The sequence below is a fragment of the Kitasatospora saccharophila genome, assembly GCF_039529925.1.
GTDB lineage: Bacteria > Actinomycetota > Actinomycetes > Streptomycetales > Streptomycetaceae > Kitasatospora > Kitasatospora saccharophila.
The window spans coordinates 51,166-63,995 of the sequence record NZ_BAAANS010000049.1 but is presented as its reverse complement, the minus strand read 5'-3'; the positions used below and the strand labels follow the sequence as shown (position 1 = coordinate 63,995).

The following is a 12,830-nucleotide window of genomic DNA, read 5'->3' as shown; positions in this document are numbered from 1 at the left end:
CCGCCTGACGACTGCCCCACAGATCCAACTTCGCTGTCGCAAGCTAGCGTCAGTCCAACTTCACTGGCAAACCGTCCATCTTCGTTGTCACAGGACAGCACCCCCGCGACCGGCCCGCGCCGCCTCCCCCGCCGGGCCGGACGCACCCACTACCGTGGCGCCATGGCAGGCGAACGCGACCTCGACAAGCTGCTCTCCGGGCTGCACCCCGTCCGCAACCCGGGCCGGTACGTGTACTGCACCCTCCCCGGGCGGGTGCCCGCCGGGCTGCGGCCGGTGGTGACCGTCGCCGAACCGGAGGGGGTCACCTTCGTGGTGGCGCAGGAGGAGGCCGACTCGCTCGGACTGCCGTACGCGTACGTCGCCGCCTGGCTGACCCTGCGGGTGCACTCGGCGCTGGAGGCGGTCGGGCTGACCGCCGCCGTCGCCACCGCGCTCGCCGACCGGGGGATCGGCTGCAACGTGGTGGCCGGCTTCCACCACGACCACCTGTTCGTCCCGGTGCACGAGGCGGACCGGGCCGTCGCCGCGCTCGACGCGCTCGCCGCGTCCCGCTCCTGAGCCGCGCCCCGGGCCCGGCAGGCACTCTGGCCCCGGCGCCCGGCGCGGGTGACAATCCGGGAGGGTGGATCCGGAGGAGGGGGAGCGCCGTGCCGGCCGAACCGCAGGAGTGGGCGGACGCCACCGCCGCCGCACTGGGTGCCGCCCTGGGCGCGGCGGTCGACGACGGACAGTTCCCGGGCGGGGTGCTGGTGGCCGGGCAGATCGGGGCCGGACGGGCGGTGGCCGCCTGCGGGACGGTCGCCCCCGAGTGCGGCGCGGCCCGCCCCGACGAGCACACCCGCTACGACCTGGCCTCGCTCACCAAGGTGCTCGCCACCTGGCCGCTGATCGGCACCGCCGTCCGCGCCGGACTCCTCGACCTGGACGCCCCGCTGCACGCCGCCTTCCCGCAACTCCCCTCCCCCGGACGCGAGCTGACCACCGCCCAGCTGCTCAGCCACACCGCCGGGCTGCTCCCCCGAACCGGCCTGGCCCGGTACGAGCACACCGGGCGGCCACTGGTCGAGCACCTGTGCGCCGAACCGCTGGTCTCCGCCCCCGGCGCGCACCACCGCTACGTCGACCGCGGGTTCATCCTGCTCGGCCTGCTGCTGCCGGACCTGCTCGGCCACCCGCTGCCCGCGCTCGCCGACACGCTCTGGCGCGGCCTCGGCCTGACCGCCACCGCGTACGGCCCGCTGCCGCGCGACCCCGGGCTGGCCCCGACCGAGCAGCGCCTGCTCGGCGCGCCCCGGACCTGGGGCGTCCCGCACGACCCGAGCGCGGCCCTGCTCGGCGGGGTGGCCGGGCACGCCGGGGTGTTCTCCTCCGCCGCCGACCTGGCCGCCTACGCCGAGCACCTGCTCGGGGCGGACGGCCCGCTGCCGCAGTGGTTCGCACTGAGCCGCCGCCCGCGCACCGCCGTCGAACCGGGCCTGCACCGCGGCCTGGCCTGGCTGGTCACCGCGGACGGCTCGGTGGCCTACCACCACGGCTTCACCGGCACCAGCCTGTACCTGGCCCCGCGCACCGGCCGCTACCTGGTGCTCTGCACCAACGCCGTCTACCACGGCTGGGACCGCGCCCGGCTGGCCCCGCTGCGCGCCCTCGCCCTGCGCTCGCTGCTGCCCGGCGGCTGAGGGCGCCCCGCCCGGCCCACCCTGACGGGCCGTACGCGCCTGGTGAGCCGTACGCACCCCGGCGCCTGACGGCGGGTCAGCCCGGTGCGCTCCTCGGCCATGGCTGGCGCACCTCCTCGCCGGGCGCCCGGGCGCCGTGGCCGGGGCGGTGCGGCCGGGGCGGTGCGGCCGGGGCGGTGCGGGCCGGGCGCCGTGGACCATGCACTGTGACCAGTAAACACAGCGCGGCGGTCCGGGGCGATCCGGTGCCGGGCGGGCCCGGCGGGGCGGGGCCGGGGCCCGGCGTTCACCCGGATGGAGTCTCCCGAATGCCCGGGGGCCGCCGGTGCCGGAGGGTCGGGGCAAGACCTGCTTCGGCCTAGGAGGTTCCATGAGCTCGTCTGTCGGTCCCAGTGCGACGCCCCCGCCCACCGGATCGCGCGTCGGTGCCACCAGGCCCCCGCGGAACAAGGGCTGGGTCTCCGGGATGGTGCTGTTCGCCGGTGTGATGATGCTGGTGGGCGGTCTCCTGGAGGTGTTCCGCGGCATCATGGCGATCGCCGAGGACGACGTGTTCGTCACCACGCCCCGGTACGTCTTCAAGTTCGACCTGACCTCCTGGGGTTGGATCCACCTGGTGCTCGGCGCACTGATCGCGGTGGTCGGCTTCTTCGTGATCAAGGGGGCGGCCTGGGCCCGGATCGTCGGTATCTTCCTGGTCTCGCTCGGTCTGATCGGCAACTTCCTGGACCTGCCGTACTACCCGCTGTGGTCCCTGGTGATCATCGCCCTGGACGTGTTCGTGATCTGGGCGCTGGCCGTCTACCAGGAGGACTGACCCCGGGCGCACGCCCCGGCGGCCCCGCGGGCCCGCTCCGTCGAGGAGCGGGCCCGCGGGCTTCGTGCCGCCGGGCCGCGGGGGCGTGCCGTCGAGCCGCAGGGGGACGGTCGGCGGCGTCACCCGTGGCGGGTCACTTGTCGAGGGCGTCCACACCGGCCTGGGCGAACTGCTCGTCCTGGTCCGCGCTCGGGGCGCCGGCCACGCCGACGGCCGCGATCGGGGCGCCCTTGACCTGGACCGGGGCGCCGCCGCCCAGGAACAGGGTGCCGGGGATGTCCTTCAGGTTCGGGGCCTGGGCCAGCCGCTTGACCAGCTCGGAGGTCGGCGCGTTCCAGGACACCGCGGTGTACGCCTTGCGCTCGGCGGACTCGAAGGACTGCGGGCCGGCGCCGTCGCCGCGCAGCTCGACGATCACGTTGCCGTTGCGGTCGACGACGGCGACGGAGATCTTCTGCCCGGCCTTGGCCGCGGCGTCCAGGCTGGCCTGGGCGGCCTTGGTGGCGGCCTCGACGGTCAGGTGGGTGGACTGGAAGGTGTTCTTGTTCTGGACGTCGGAGTTGACCGCGGTGGCGGGGGCCGCCTTCGGGGTCTCGGCGCTGGCGGAGACGGCACCGACGACGCTGGCTCCGACCGCGGCGACCGCGACGGCCCCGGTGACGACGCGGGTGCGGGTGCTCAGCTGCTTCATTTTCGGCTCCTGTACGAGGATCGGGGTCTGGGTTCGGTGCCGGATCCCTGGTGCTCCGGCCTCGCACTCCATGTTTCGCCCCGGCACCCCCTCCCCGGATCGGCGGACCGGCTCGCTCCGCGGAGCATGATGGACGACATCCGTGTCAGCCGATCGGTGGATGCGCGGGCCGTCGTCCCGGTCCACCATCGCTATGACGGGCGTGACGCAGCGTGACCCACCGTGATCGCACGTCACGCCGCGCAGGTCCGCCGCGGTCCCGGCGGCTGCCGGGCGGGAGACCACGGAAGCGGGAGACCACGAGAGCGGGAGACCGCGGAAGGAGGCGGCCATGATGCGTCAACCCCTGTCCCGGGCCATCGACCCGGACGCGGGCTGGCTCACCGTCGTGATGCGGCTGGCCTTCCTGCTGCTGCTCGGCACCTCGCTGGCCAGGTACCTCACCCACCACCTGTCCAGCCCGCTGGCCCCGTGGGTGGTGGGGCTGAGCCTGGCGCTGGCCGTGGGCCACCTGTCGGGGCTGTCCGAGCGGCGCCCGGCCTGGCTGGCGGCGGTGCTGGCGAGCTGGGCGGTGCTGGTGCTGATGGCGCCGAGCTTCGCCTGGTGCGCGGTCCCGCTGGTGTACACGGTGCTCCGGGCGCTGCCGCCGCGGGCCGCGATCCCGCTGGTGACGGCGCTGACGGTGCTGGTGGTGGTCTCCGAGCTGCGGCTGCCGGGCGGCTTCGACCCGATGCTGCTGCTGCTGCCCCCGGCGGTGGCCGCGCTGGCCACCGCGGTGTTCCTGTACATGCAGCGGCAGGGTGCCCGGCAGCGGAAGCTGATCGTCGACCTGATCCGCACCCGGCGGGAGCTGGCCGCGGTGGAGCGCAGGCAGGGCGCGCTGGCCGAGCGGGAGCGGCTGTCGGTCGAGATCCACGACACGCTGGCCCAGGGCCTCTCCAGCCAGCGGATGCTGCTCCAGGCCGCGGAGCGGACCTGGCAGCAGGATCCGGCGGCGGCCCTGGGCCACGTCCGGACGGCCGCCGCGATCGCCGCGCGCAACCTCGTGGAGGCCCGCCGCTTCGTCCACGACCTCGCCCCGGCCGACCTCGCGGAGCAGGGCACCCTGGAGGCCGCCCTGGCGGCGCTGGCCGACCGGGAGGCCGCCGAGAGCGGCCTGGCGGTCCGCTTCCACCTGGACGGCGCCCCGGTGCCGCTGCCCGCCGCCGCGCAGTCCGCCCTGCTGCGGATCGCGCAGGGCGCGCTGGCCAACACCCGGGAGCACGCCCGGGCCGGGCACGCCTCGATCACGCTGTCCTACCTGGGCGACCAGGCCGTGCTGGACGTCGCGGACGACGGCCGCGGCTTCACCCCGGGCCGGTCCGGCCGGGGCGAGCGCGCCGAGCGGTCGACCGCCGAACGGTCGCTCACCGAGCGGTCGCCCGGTGAGCGGTCGCCCGCCGGGAGCCGCGGGCACGGGCTCCCGGCGATGCGGGCCCGGCTGCGCCAGCTCGGCGGCACGCTGACCATCGAGTCCGCCCCGGGCGAGGGCACGGTGGTCTCCGCGGCCATCCCGCTGGGGCACCGCTGAACCGGCCCCGCCACACCCCCGCCGTGGCATCGGCCGCCGGCGGCACCACGAGAGGAACGGCCCCGTGAACGACACCGTCCGGCTGGTCATCTGCGACGACCACGCCATGGTCCGGGCCGGGCTGCTGGCCCTGCTCTCCAGCGACCCGGCGATCGAGGTGGTCGGCGAGGCCAGCACCGGGGAGGAGGCCGTCTCGCTGGCCGCCGCCCTGCGGCCGGACGTGGTCCTGATGGACCTCCAGCTCGGCGCCGGGATCGACGGGGTGGAGGCCACCCGGCGGGTCCTCGCCGGGTCGGGCGAGAGCCACGTCCTGGTGCTGACCACCTTCGACACCGACACCGACATCAGCCGGGCGATCAACGCGGGCGCGACCGGCTACCTGCTGAAGGCGGAGAAGCCGGAGGAGCTGTTCGCCGCGATCCGGGCGGCGGCGGCGGGCCGGCCCGCGCTGTCCCCGCCGGTCGCCTCCCGGGTGATGGCCCAGATGCGCTCCCCGCTCCCCCAGCTCACCGACCGCGAGCAGGACATCCTCGACCAGCTGGGCCAGGGGCTCGGCAACCGGGAGATCGCCCGGGCGCTGTTCATCAGCGAGGCGACGGTGAAGACCCACCTCGGCCGGATCTACGCCAAGCTCGGCGTGGACACCCGCTCCGGCGCGGTGGCCATCGCCAAGGAGCGCCGCCTGCTGCGCTGACGACTCCCCGGCCCCGAGGGTCCTTGACGGCCGAACAGGTACGGATGCCTCCTTCCCCGCCCCAACGGGCTTGCTCCGTACCGGACCTGACGAACCGGCACCTCCCGGGAGGTGCAGGAGCGGCGGCGGGCGGGTAGCCACACGGCACCCGCCACTTCTGACGCGAACGCGTAAGAAAGGCGCCACCCTCCGCTCACTTCCCCCTCGCCGGTCCGTCGTTCGGGCGCGACACGGTTTGGCCGGAACCGACGTCACGAAAGGCGGACGCGCACCATGCCGACCGCACCACCCGCTCCGGCGCGCCCGCGCCGCCTCGGGGAGCACGGGCTCGCCTGGGCGTTCCTGCTCCCCTCGGTCGTCGTCTTCGCCCTGTTCACCGCCTATCCGCTCGGGCGCACCCTGTACCTCAGCGCGCACGCCAACGACCTGTTCGGGGCGCCCTCCCGGTACGTCGGCCTGAAGCACTACACCGACCTGCTGGCCTCCGCCGAGTTCCGCGACACGCTGCTCACCACCGCCCTGTTCGTGCTGCTCACCGTCATCCCCGGGGTGCTCGGGGCGCTGGCGGTGGTGCTGCTGCTGGGGGGCCGGATCCGCGGCGTGCGGCTGCTGCGCTCGGCCTTCGCGCTGCCGTTCGCCTTCTCGGTGGCCAGCGCCTCGGTGGTCTTCTCGGTCTTCTACAACCCCGCCAGCGGGGTGCTCAACGGGCTGCTCTCCCAGTTCCACCTGGGCCCGGTCGGCTGGCTCACCGACACCCGGTACGCGCTGCTCTCGGTCGCCGCGTCCACGGTCTGGATGAACCTCGGCTACAACGTGCTGGTGCTGTCCGCGGGGATCGGCTCGATCCCCGACGAGATCACCGAGGCCGCCCGGCTGGACGGCGCCTCCGGGCTGCGGCTGGCCCGCTCGGTCACCGTGCCGCTGCTCGGGCCCAGCCTGTTCTTCCTGGTCGTGGTCTCCACCGTGAACGCGCTGCAGGGCTTCGGCCAGATCCACGTCCTCACCCGGGGCGGCCCGGACGGCTCGACCCGCACCCTGGTCTACTCCGTCTACCAGAAGGCGTTCGCCTACGGCTCCAGCGACTTCGGCACCGCCAGCGCCCAGGCCGTGGTGCTGCTGGTGGTCGTACTGGCCTGCACCGCCGTCCAGTTCGGCGTCCTGGAGCGGAAGGTGCACTACGCATGACGACCGCCCGCACCGAACCCGGGACCGACCCCGGCGCCTCCGCCGCCCCGGCCCCCGGCGCCTCCGGTGCCCCCGCCGCCCCGGTCCGCACCGCCCGGCGGCCGCGCCGGAGCGCGCGCGGCCGGCTCGGCACCGCCGCGGTGCACCTGCTGCTGCTCGCGGCCGTGCTGACGGTGCTCTTCCCGGTCTACTACGTGTTCGCCGGCGCCCTCATGCGCCCGGACGAGATCGCCGCCTACCCGCCCGCGCTGGTGCCGCACTCGCTCACCGGCCGGAACTTCTCCGGCGCCGTGCACGCGGTGCCGCTGGTCCGCCAGTACGCCAACTCGGTGCTGGTGGCGGGCCTGATCACCGCGGCGCAGCTGCTCACCTCGGTGCTGGCCGCGTACGCCTTCGTCTTCCTGCCGCTGCGGGCCCGCCGGGTGGTGTTCGGGGCGTTCCTGGCCACCCTGATGGTGCCGTGGGAGTCCGTGGTCATCCCCAACTACCTGACGCTGTCCGGCTGGGGGCTCGGCAACACCTACTTCGGGCTGGTGCTGCCGTTCCTGGCCTCGGCCTTCGGGACGTTCCTGCTGCGGCAGTCGTTCCGGCAGTTCCCGGCCGAACTGCGGGACGCCGCCCGGATCGACGGGGCGGGCCACTGGCGGTTCCTGTGGCGGATCCTGGTGCCGCTGAACCGGCCGGTGCTGGCGGCGCTCGGCGTCTACGTGTTCCTGTCCGCCTGGAACCAGTACTTCTGGCCGCTGATCATCACCCGCACCGCCGAGATGCAGACCCTGCAGATCGGCCTGTCCACGCTGCGCGACTCGGAGATGGCCGACCCCGGCCTGATCCTGGCCGGCGTGGTGCTGTCGCTGCTGCCCACGCTGGCGCTGGTGCTGTTCGGCCAGCGCTTCGTCGTCCGCGGGCTGACCACCGGCGCCGTCCGCTGAGGCCCGTCCGACGCCCCCGCACCGCCCGCTCCCGCTCGACTCTCCGGTACCCGCCCTCGCAGAAGAGAGAAGACCCGTGAAGAAGAGTGCCCGCGCGCTCGCCGCCCTGCTGGTGTCCGGCCTGGCCCTGACGGCCTGCGACTCCGGCGGCTCCACCGGCGGCGGCTCCGCCGACGGCGCCGCGCCCGCTGCCTCCGCCCTGGACCAGGCGTCCGGGGTGACCACCGTCGAGTTCTGGCACTCGATGACGGGCAAGAACGCCGAGACGCTGACCGCCCTGGTGAACGGGTTCAACGCCGCGCACCAGGGGAAGATCGAGGTGAAGCCGGTCTTCCAGGGCAGCTACGACGACCTGATCGCCAAGTACAAGGCGTCCGTGCAGCAGAAGGCCACCCCGGCGCTGGTGCAGGTCTACGACATCGGCACCCGCTTCATGATCGACTCCAAGCAGACCGTCCCGGCCCAGGCGTTCGCCGACCGGGACGGCTACTCGCTGGACGACCTGCAGCCCAACATCCGCAACTACTACTCGGTCGGCGGCCGGCTCGCCTCGATGCCGTTCAACTCCTCGGTGCCGCTGCTCTACTTGAACGCCGACGCCTTCGAGGAGGCCGGCCTCGACCCGGCGCAGCCGCCCACCACGCTGGCCGAACTCGGCGACCTGGCGAAGAAGCTGACCAAGAAGGACGGCGGCGGACAGACCGTCAGGTACGGCTTCGGCGCGGCGGTCTACGGCTGGTTCGTCGAGGAGCTGCTGGCCGAGTCCGGCTCGCTCTACTGCGACGGCGACAACGGCCGCACCGGCAAGGCCGCCAAGGTGACCTTCGACTCGGCCAAGGGCGCCGAGATCGTCCAGTGGTGGGCCGACCTGGTCAAGGGCGGCTACGCGGCCAACACCGGCCGCCAGACCACCGACGCCCAGGCCGCGTTCAAGGCCGGCACGGTGGCCATGCACCTGGAGTCCACCGGCGTGCTGCGCGGCTACACCGAGGCCGCCAAGTTCACCGTCGGCACCGCCCCGTTCCCGAAGACCGCGGCCGGCGACCAGGGCGGCCCGGTCATCGGCGGCGCCTCGCTGTGGATCTCCGGCCCCGGCCACTCCGCCGCCCAGCAGCGGGCCTCCTGGGAGTTCGAGAAGTTCCTCGCCTCCCCCGAGCAGCAGGCCGCCTGGCACACCGGCACCGGCTACTTCCCGGTCAACACCAAGGCGCTGGCCGTCCCCGCCGACCAGGACTGGGTGGCCAAGTACCCCCAGTTCAAGACCGCCGTCGACCAGATGGCCGCCACCAAGCCCACCCCCGCCACCGCGGGCTGCCTGCTCGGCGTGATGCCGCAGGCCCGCAAGGGCGTGGAGACCGCCATCGAGCAGACCGTCTCCGGCTCCAAGACCGCCCCGCAGGCGCTGGCCGACGCCGCGAAGGAGCTCCAGCCCGCCGTCGACGCCTACAACTCCTCGGTGGGCTGACCCGGCCCGCCCGCACGGCGAACGGCCCGGACGCGGGTGCGCGTCCGGGCCGTTCGAGGCGGAAGGCGGCGGACGAGTCGGCCTGTACGCCGGGTTCTGTCTCCCGGGCCGCTCGCGCGGGCCGGGGAGGCGGCCATCCATCTAGGGCTGCCGTTGCCGACAGCCTCGTGCGGTCTACCCGCGAGCTCGGGCGAGCAGCCCTCGAACACCCGCGCACGGTGCCCGGGGGCACCGATCTTGACCTTGCTCCGAGTGGGGTTTACCGAGCCGGCCGAGTCACCTCGGTCGCTGGTGGTCTCTTACACCACCGTTTCACCCTTACCCGCTGCCGAAGCGGCGGGCGGTCTGTTTTCTGTGGCACTGTCCCGCGGGTCACCCCGGGTGGGCGTTACCCACCACCCTGCTCTGTGGAGCCCGGACGTTCCTCGGCGGGCCCCGAAGGGACCCGACGCGACCGCCCGGCCGGCTCGTCCGCCGTACTGGTCATCGTAGCCGCTCGGCGGGAATGCTCCCGCACCGCCCGGTCAGGCCAGGTGTTCGCAGGCCGCCGCCCGCCGCCGGAACCGGTCAGTGCGCGCGGCTGGCGGTGTCCTTCCGGACGCCGTCCGTCGGCTGGTCGAAGCGGGCGGCGACCCGGGCCGCGGTGGCGGCCGCCCGGGGGGTGGTGGTGAGCAGGCCGAGGAGCAGGACGGTCAGGCCGAGGCCGGTGACGATCCACCAGCCGGCGTGGGTGGCGGGGGCGAAGCCGCCGGCCGAGGCGACCGCGCTGGTGACCACGGTGCCGATCACCGCGACGCCGAGCGACTGGCCGACCTGGCGGCTGGTGGAGGCGACCGCGGCGGCCACTCCGGCCTGGGAGAGCGGCATGCCGGAGACCGCGGAGTTGGTGATCGGGGCGTTGACCAGGCCGAAGCCGACGCCGAACAGGGCGTACGCGGGCAGCAGCAGGAGTGCGGAGGAGTCGGCGGTCAGCCGGGTCAGCAGCAGTCCGCTGGCGGCGATCGCCGCTCCGGCGACCAGCAGCGGCAGGCGCGGGCCGCGTCCGGCCACGATCCGGCCGGACAGCGGGGCGGCGACCAGGGTGAGGCCGGCCATCGGGAGCGTCCACAGGCCCGCCACCACCGGGGTGTAGTGGCGGACGTCCTGCAGGTAGAGGGTGTTGAGGAAGAGGAAGCCGCCGAGCGCCGCGAACGCGCAGACCGCGGTGACGGTGGCGCCGGTGAACGGGGCGCTGCGGAAGAACCGGGGGTCGATCAGCGGTTCGGCGACCCGCAGTTCCCACAGCGGGAAGGCGACCAGTGCGGCCACGGCGAGCCCGGTCAGGGTGAGGATGCCGGGCGAGGTCCAGCCGTGGCCGGGGCCCTCGATGATCGCGGCGGTGCCGCAGCCGAGCAGCACCACCATCAGCAGCTGTCCGACCGGGTCGAGCCGGCGGGGCCGGGGCGAGCGGGACTCCGGGACGTGGCGGTGGGTCAGCAGGCAGGCGGCCAGGCCGACCGGCACGTTGATCAGGAAGATCGACGGCCAGCCCGCGCTGTCCACCAGGAAGCCGCCGATCAGCGGGCCGAGCGCCATGCTGATGCCGATCACGCCGCCCCAGACGCCGATCGCCCGGGCCCGTTCCCTGGGGTCGGTGAAGGTGTTGGTGATGATCGACATCGCCACCGGGTTCATCATCGAGCCGCCGACCGCCTGCACCGCGCGGAAGCCGATCAGCCAGCCGAGGCCGGGGGCGAGGCTGCACAGCAGCGAGCCGAGCACGAACAGCACCAGCCCGGTCATGAACACCCGCTTGCGGCCGATCCGGTCGGCCACCGAGCCGGAGAGCATCAGCAGCGAGGCCAGCACCAGCGTGTAGGCGTCGATCACCCACTGCAGGCCGGAGGCGGGCGCGTCCAGGTCCCGCTGGATCGCGGGCAGCGCGATGTTCACGACGGTGTTGTCCAGGCCGACGATGAACAGGCTGAGGCAGCAGATGGCCAGGATCAGCAGCCTGTGACGGCGGTCCAGCGCGGTGATCGGTCGGCTCATCATCCGATCATCCCACCATTTCATGAACGCTTCCTGGGACCCTCCGGCCCCTCGGCTACCCCTGCGCCGCCAGCGCGAACCGGACCGTCCGGGCCGCCGGATCGGCCAGGGTGAGCCGGACGGTCACCCGGCGGCCCAGCGGCAGCCGCTCCGCGGCGTCGCACTTGGCGACCACCGCCGGGTCGCGCAGCTGCACCGTGCCCACCGTGGGGCGGCGCTCGTCCACCTCCACCACCACCGCCTCGAACTCCTCGCCCTCCCGGCCGCGCAGCAGCTCGGTCTCCACCAGGTCCACGCAGGCCCGCTCCACCTCGTGCGCCCGCCGGTCGCCCGCCTCCATCAGCCCCGGCACCAGCGGCAGCGCGTCCCGCACCCAGCCCGGCACGTCGGTGCCGCCCGCCACCGCCGCGCACACCTCCAGCGCGTACCGGTCGCCCAGCCGGCGCAGCGGCGCGGTGCAGTGCGCGTACGGGGCGGCCAGCGCGGCGTGGCCCGGGTCGGCGGGCGGGGCGGTGCCGCGGGCGGTGTCGAAGGCCCGGTAGCCGGCGCCGCGCAGCAGGCCGGTGCACTCGTTCAGGAAGGCCGCGTCGGCGGTCCGGCCCGGGTCCAGCGAACGGATCAGCGCCGGGTACGGCAGCCCGTCGGGCCAGGGCACGCCGAGCGCGGCGGCGGTGCGGCGCAGCCGGGCGTACGCGGACTCCGGGGCCGCGGGCAGGGTGCGCAGCAGGCCCGTCCCGGCGTCCAGCATCAGCTGGGCGGCGGCCATCCCGGTGAGCAGCGAGACCTGCGCGTTCCAGCCCTCGACCGGCAGCGGCGCCCGGTAGCCGAGCCGGTAGCCGCCGTCCTCGGCGCTCACCTCCTGCTCGGGCACCGGCAGGCTGACCCCGCCGCGCGCCCGCTCCCGCTCCTCGCGCAGGGCGCCGACCTCGGCGAGCAGGGCGAGCTGCCCGTCCGCGCCGCCCGCGTCGATCCGGCCCTGGGCGCCCGCGTAGTCGAGCCGGCGGCGGGAGCGGACCCGGGCCCGGCGCAGGTCGGCCAGGAGCAGCTCCCCGTCGGCGTCCAGGTCGAGCTGCCAGAGCAGGGCGGGCCGCAGCTCGCCGGGCAGCAGGCTGGCCGCGCCCTCGGACAGCCGGGCCGGGTGCAGCGGCACGCTCCCGTCCGGGAAGTACAGCGTCTGCACCCGGTGCGCGGCCTCGGTGTCGATCGCCCCGCCCGGGACGACGAACGCGCCGACGTCGGCGATCGCGTAGTGCACCCGGTAGCCGGTGCCGCGCCGGGACAGGTGCACGGCCTGGTCGAGGTCGCGGGAGTCCGGCGGGTCGAGGGTGAACAGGTCCAGGTCGGTGGCGTCGAACTCCGGCAGCCGGGGCAGCGCGGCCGCCCGGTCGGCCTCCGCGAGCACCTCCGGCGACCAGTCGGTGCGGATCTCCAGACGGGTCCTGAGTTCGGCGAGCTCGGTGTTGATCCTGGCGGTCTGGGCGGCCCGGACGCTGAGGTGTCGGCGCGGCATGGTCGCAGCGTAAGCGGCGGTGGCGTGGAAGGCGCGTTGAAACAGCCGTGAAGGCGGTTGTGGCGCACGGGGATTGACCACGGGGAGGGGCCCCGCACCGCTGCGGGGGCGCGGACGGCCGCGGACGGCCGCGACCGGGGCGTGAGGGCCCCGCGGGCGGGGCGGGCGGGCCCCGCGAGCGGCGGGCGGGGGCTGCGCCGGGCGGGTGGGGCGGGATTCGGGGTGCGGGCGGGCGGGTCGTTAGGGTGGGGCG

General features: G+C 74.8%; 11 protein-coding genes and 1 other RNA gene. 8 read left to right on the top strand and 4 right to left on the bottom strand.

Annotation, left to right across the window (positions count from 1 at the left end; genetic code table 11):
• Positions 1–162: 162 nt before the first annotated feature.
• From ABD345_RS29610 to ABD345_RS29600, 3 genes are all read left to right on the top strand, one after another.
• Positions 163–561, top strand: coding sequence for an ACT domain-containing protein (locus ABD345_RS29610; RefSeq protein ID WP_344556526.1), 399 nt, complete (start codon positions 163–165; stop codon positions 559–561).
• 89 nt (positions 562–650) lie between these two features.
• Positions 651–1,682: a serine hydrolase domain-containing protein gene (locus ABD345_RS29605; protein WP_344556524.1), complete on the top strand. Its 1,032-nt coding sequence runs from the start codon at positions 651–653 to the stop codon at positions 1,680–1,682.
• Positions 1,683–2,052: 370 nt separating this feature from the next.
• Positions 2,053–2,499 (top strand): DUF7144 family membrane protein, encoded by a 447-nt coding sequence (locus ABD345_RS29600; protein ID WP_344556522.1) that lies wholly within the window; start codon positions 2,053–2,055, stop codon positions 2,497–2,499.
• Positions 2,500–2,632: 133 nt separating this feature from the next.
• Here the strand turns inward: ABD345_RS29600 and ABD345_RS29595 are convergent, their stop codons facing one another.
• Entirely contained in the window at positions 2,633–3,190 is a 558-nt protein-coding gene (locus ABD345_RS29595) for a GlcG/HbpS family heme-binding protein (protein ID WP_344556520.1), read from the bottom strand.
• A 331-nt stretch (positions 3,191–3,521) separates the two neighbouring features.
• Here ABD345_RS29595 and ABD345_RS29590 point away from each other — a divergent pair, with 331 nt between their 5' ends.
• The 5 genes from ABD345_RS29590 to ABD345_RS29570 all read left to right on the top strand — a co-directional run bounded on the left by ABD345_RS29590 (position 3,522) and on the right by ABD345_RS29570 (position 9,036).
• On the top strand, positions 3,522–4,760 hold the full coding sequence (locus tag ABD345_RS29590) for a sensor histidine kinase (RefSeq protein WP_344556518.1): 1,239 nt from the start codon (positions 3,522–3,524) through the stop codon (positions 4,758–4,760).
• A gap of 64 nt (positions 4,761–4,824) precedes the next feature.
• Entirely contained in the window at positions 4,825–5,454 is a 630-nt protein-coding gene (locus tag ABD345_RS29585) for a response regulator (protein ID WP_344556516.1), read from the top strand.
• 273 nt (positions 5,455–5,727) lie between these two features.
• The gene (locus ABD345_RS29580) at positions 5,728–6,639 is read left to right on the top strand and encodes a carbohydrate ABC transporter permease (RefSeq protein ID WP_344556514.1); all 912 of its coding nucleotides are present in this window, start codon (positions 5,728–5,730) and stop codon (positions 6,637–6,639) included.
• Positions 6,636–7,571, top strand: coding sequence for a carbohydrate ABC transporter permease (locus tag ABD345_RS29575; RefSeq protein WP_344556512.1), 936 nt, complete (start codon positions 6,636–6,638; stop codon positions 7,569–7,571). Before ABD345_RS29580 ends, ABD345_RS29575 begins: the two co-directional genes overlap by 4 nt.
• Before the next feature lie 76 nt (positions 7,572–7,647).
• Entirely contained in the window at positions 7,648–9,036 is a 1,389-nt protein-coding gene (locus tag ABD345_RS29570) for an ABC transporter substrate-binding protein (RefSeq protein WP_344556511.1), read from the top strand.
• A 69-nt stretch (positions 9,037–9,105) separates the two neighbouring features.
• Here ABD345_RS29570 and rnpB read toward each other — a convergent pair.
• The 3 genes from rnpB to ABD345_RS29555 all read right to left on the bottom strand — a co-directional run bounded on the left by rnpB (position 9,106) and on the right by ABD345_RS29555 (position 12,577).
• Positions 9,106–9,506: RNase P RNA component class A (rnpB, locus tag ABD345_RS29565), an RNA gene on the bottom strand.
• A gap of 97 nt (positions 9,507–9,603) precedes the next feature.
• Positions 9,604–11,067 carry a DHA2 family efflux MFS transporter permease subunit gene (locus tag ABD345_RS29560; RefSeq protein WP_344556509.1) on the bottom strand — a complete coding sequence of 488 codons (1,464 nt, stop codon included), beginning with the start codon at positions 11,065–11,067 and terminating at the stop codon, positions 9,604–9,606.
• A 55-nt stretch (positions 11,068–11,122) separates the two neighbouring features.
• A complete protein-coding gene (locus tag ABD345_RS29555) occupies positions 11,123–12,577 on the bottom strand; it encodes an RNB domain-containing ribonuclease (protein ID WP_344556507.1) in 1,455 nt (484 codons plus the stop codon).
• Between the last annotated feature and the right edge of the window lie 253 nt (positions 12,578–12,830).

Coding starts and splice junctions, on each gene's coding strand:
- ABD345_RS29590 (WP_344556518.1), top strand. CDS start 3,522: ATGATGCGTCAACCCCTGTCCCGGGCCATCGACCCGGACGCGGGCTGG.
- ABD345_RS29610 (WP_344556526.1), top strand. CDS start 163: ATGGCAGGCGAACGCGACCTCGACAAGCTGCTCTCCGGGCTGCACCCC.
- ABD345_RS29595 (WP_344556520.1), bottom strand. CDS start 3,190: ATGAAGCAGCTGAGCACCCGCACCCGCGTCGTCACCGGGGCCGTCGCG.
- ABD345_RS29575 (WP_344556512.1), top strand. CDS start 6,636: ATGACGACCGCCCGCACCGAACCCGGGACCGACCCCGGCGCCTCCGCC.
- ABD345_RS29560 (WP_344556509.1), bottom strand. CDS start 11,067: ATGAGCCGACCGATCACCGCGCTGGACCGCCGTCACAGGCTGCTGATC.
- ABD345_RS29580 (WP_344556514.1), top strand. CDS start 5,728: ATGCCGACCGCACCACCCGCTCCGGCGCGCCCGCGCCGCCTCGGGGAG.
- ABD345_RS29555 (WP_344556507.1), bottom strand. CDS start 12,577: ATGCCGCGCCGACACCTCAGCGTCCGGGCCGCCCAGACCGCCAGGATC.
- ABD345_RS29600 (WP_344556522.1), top strand. CDS start 2,053: ATGAGCTCGTCTGTCGGTCCCAGTGCGACGCCCCCGCCCACCGGATCG.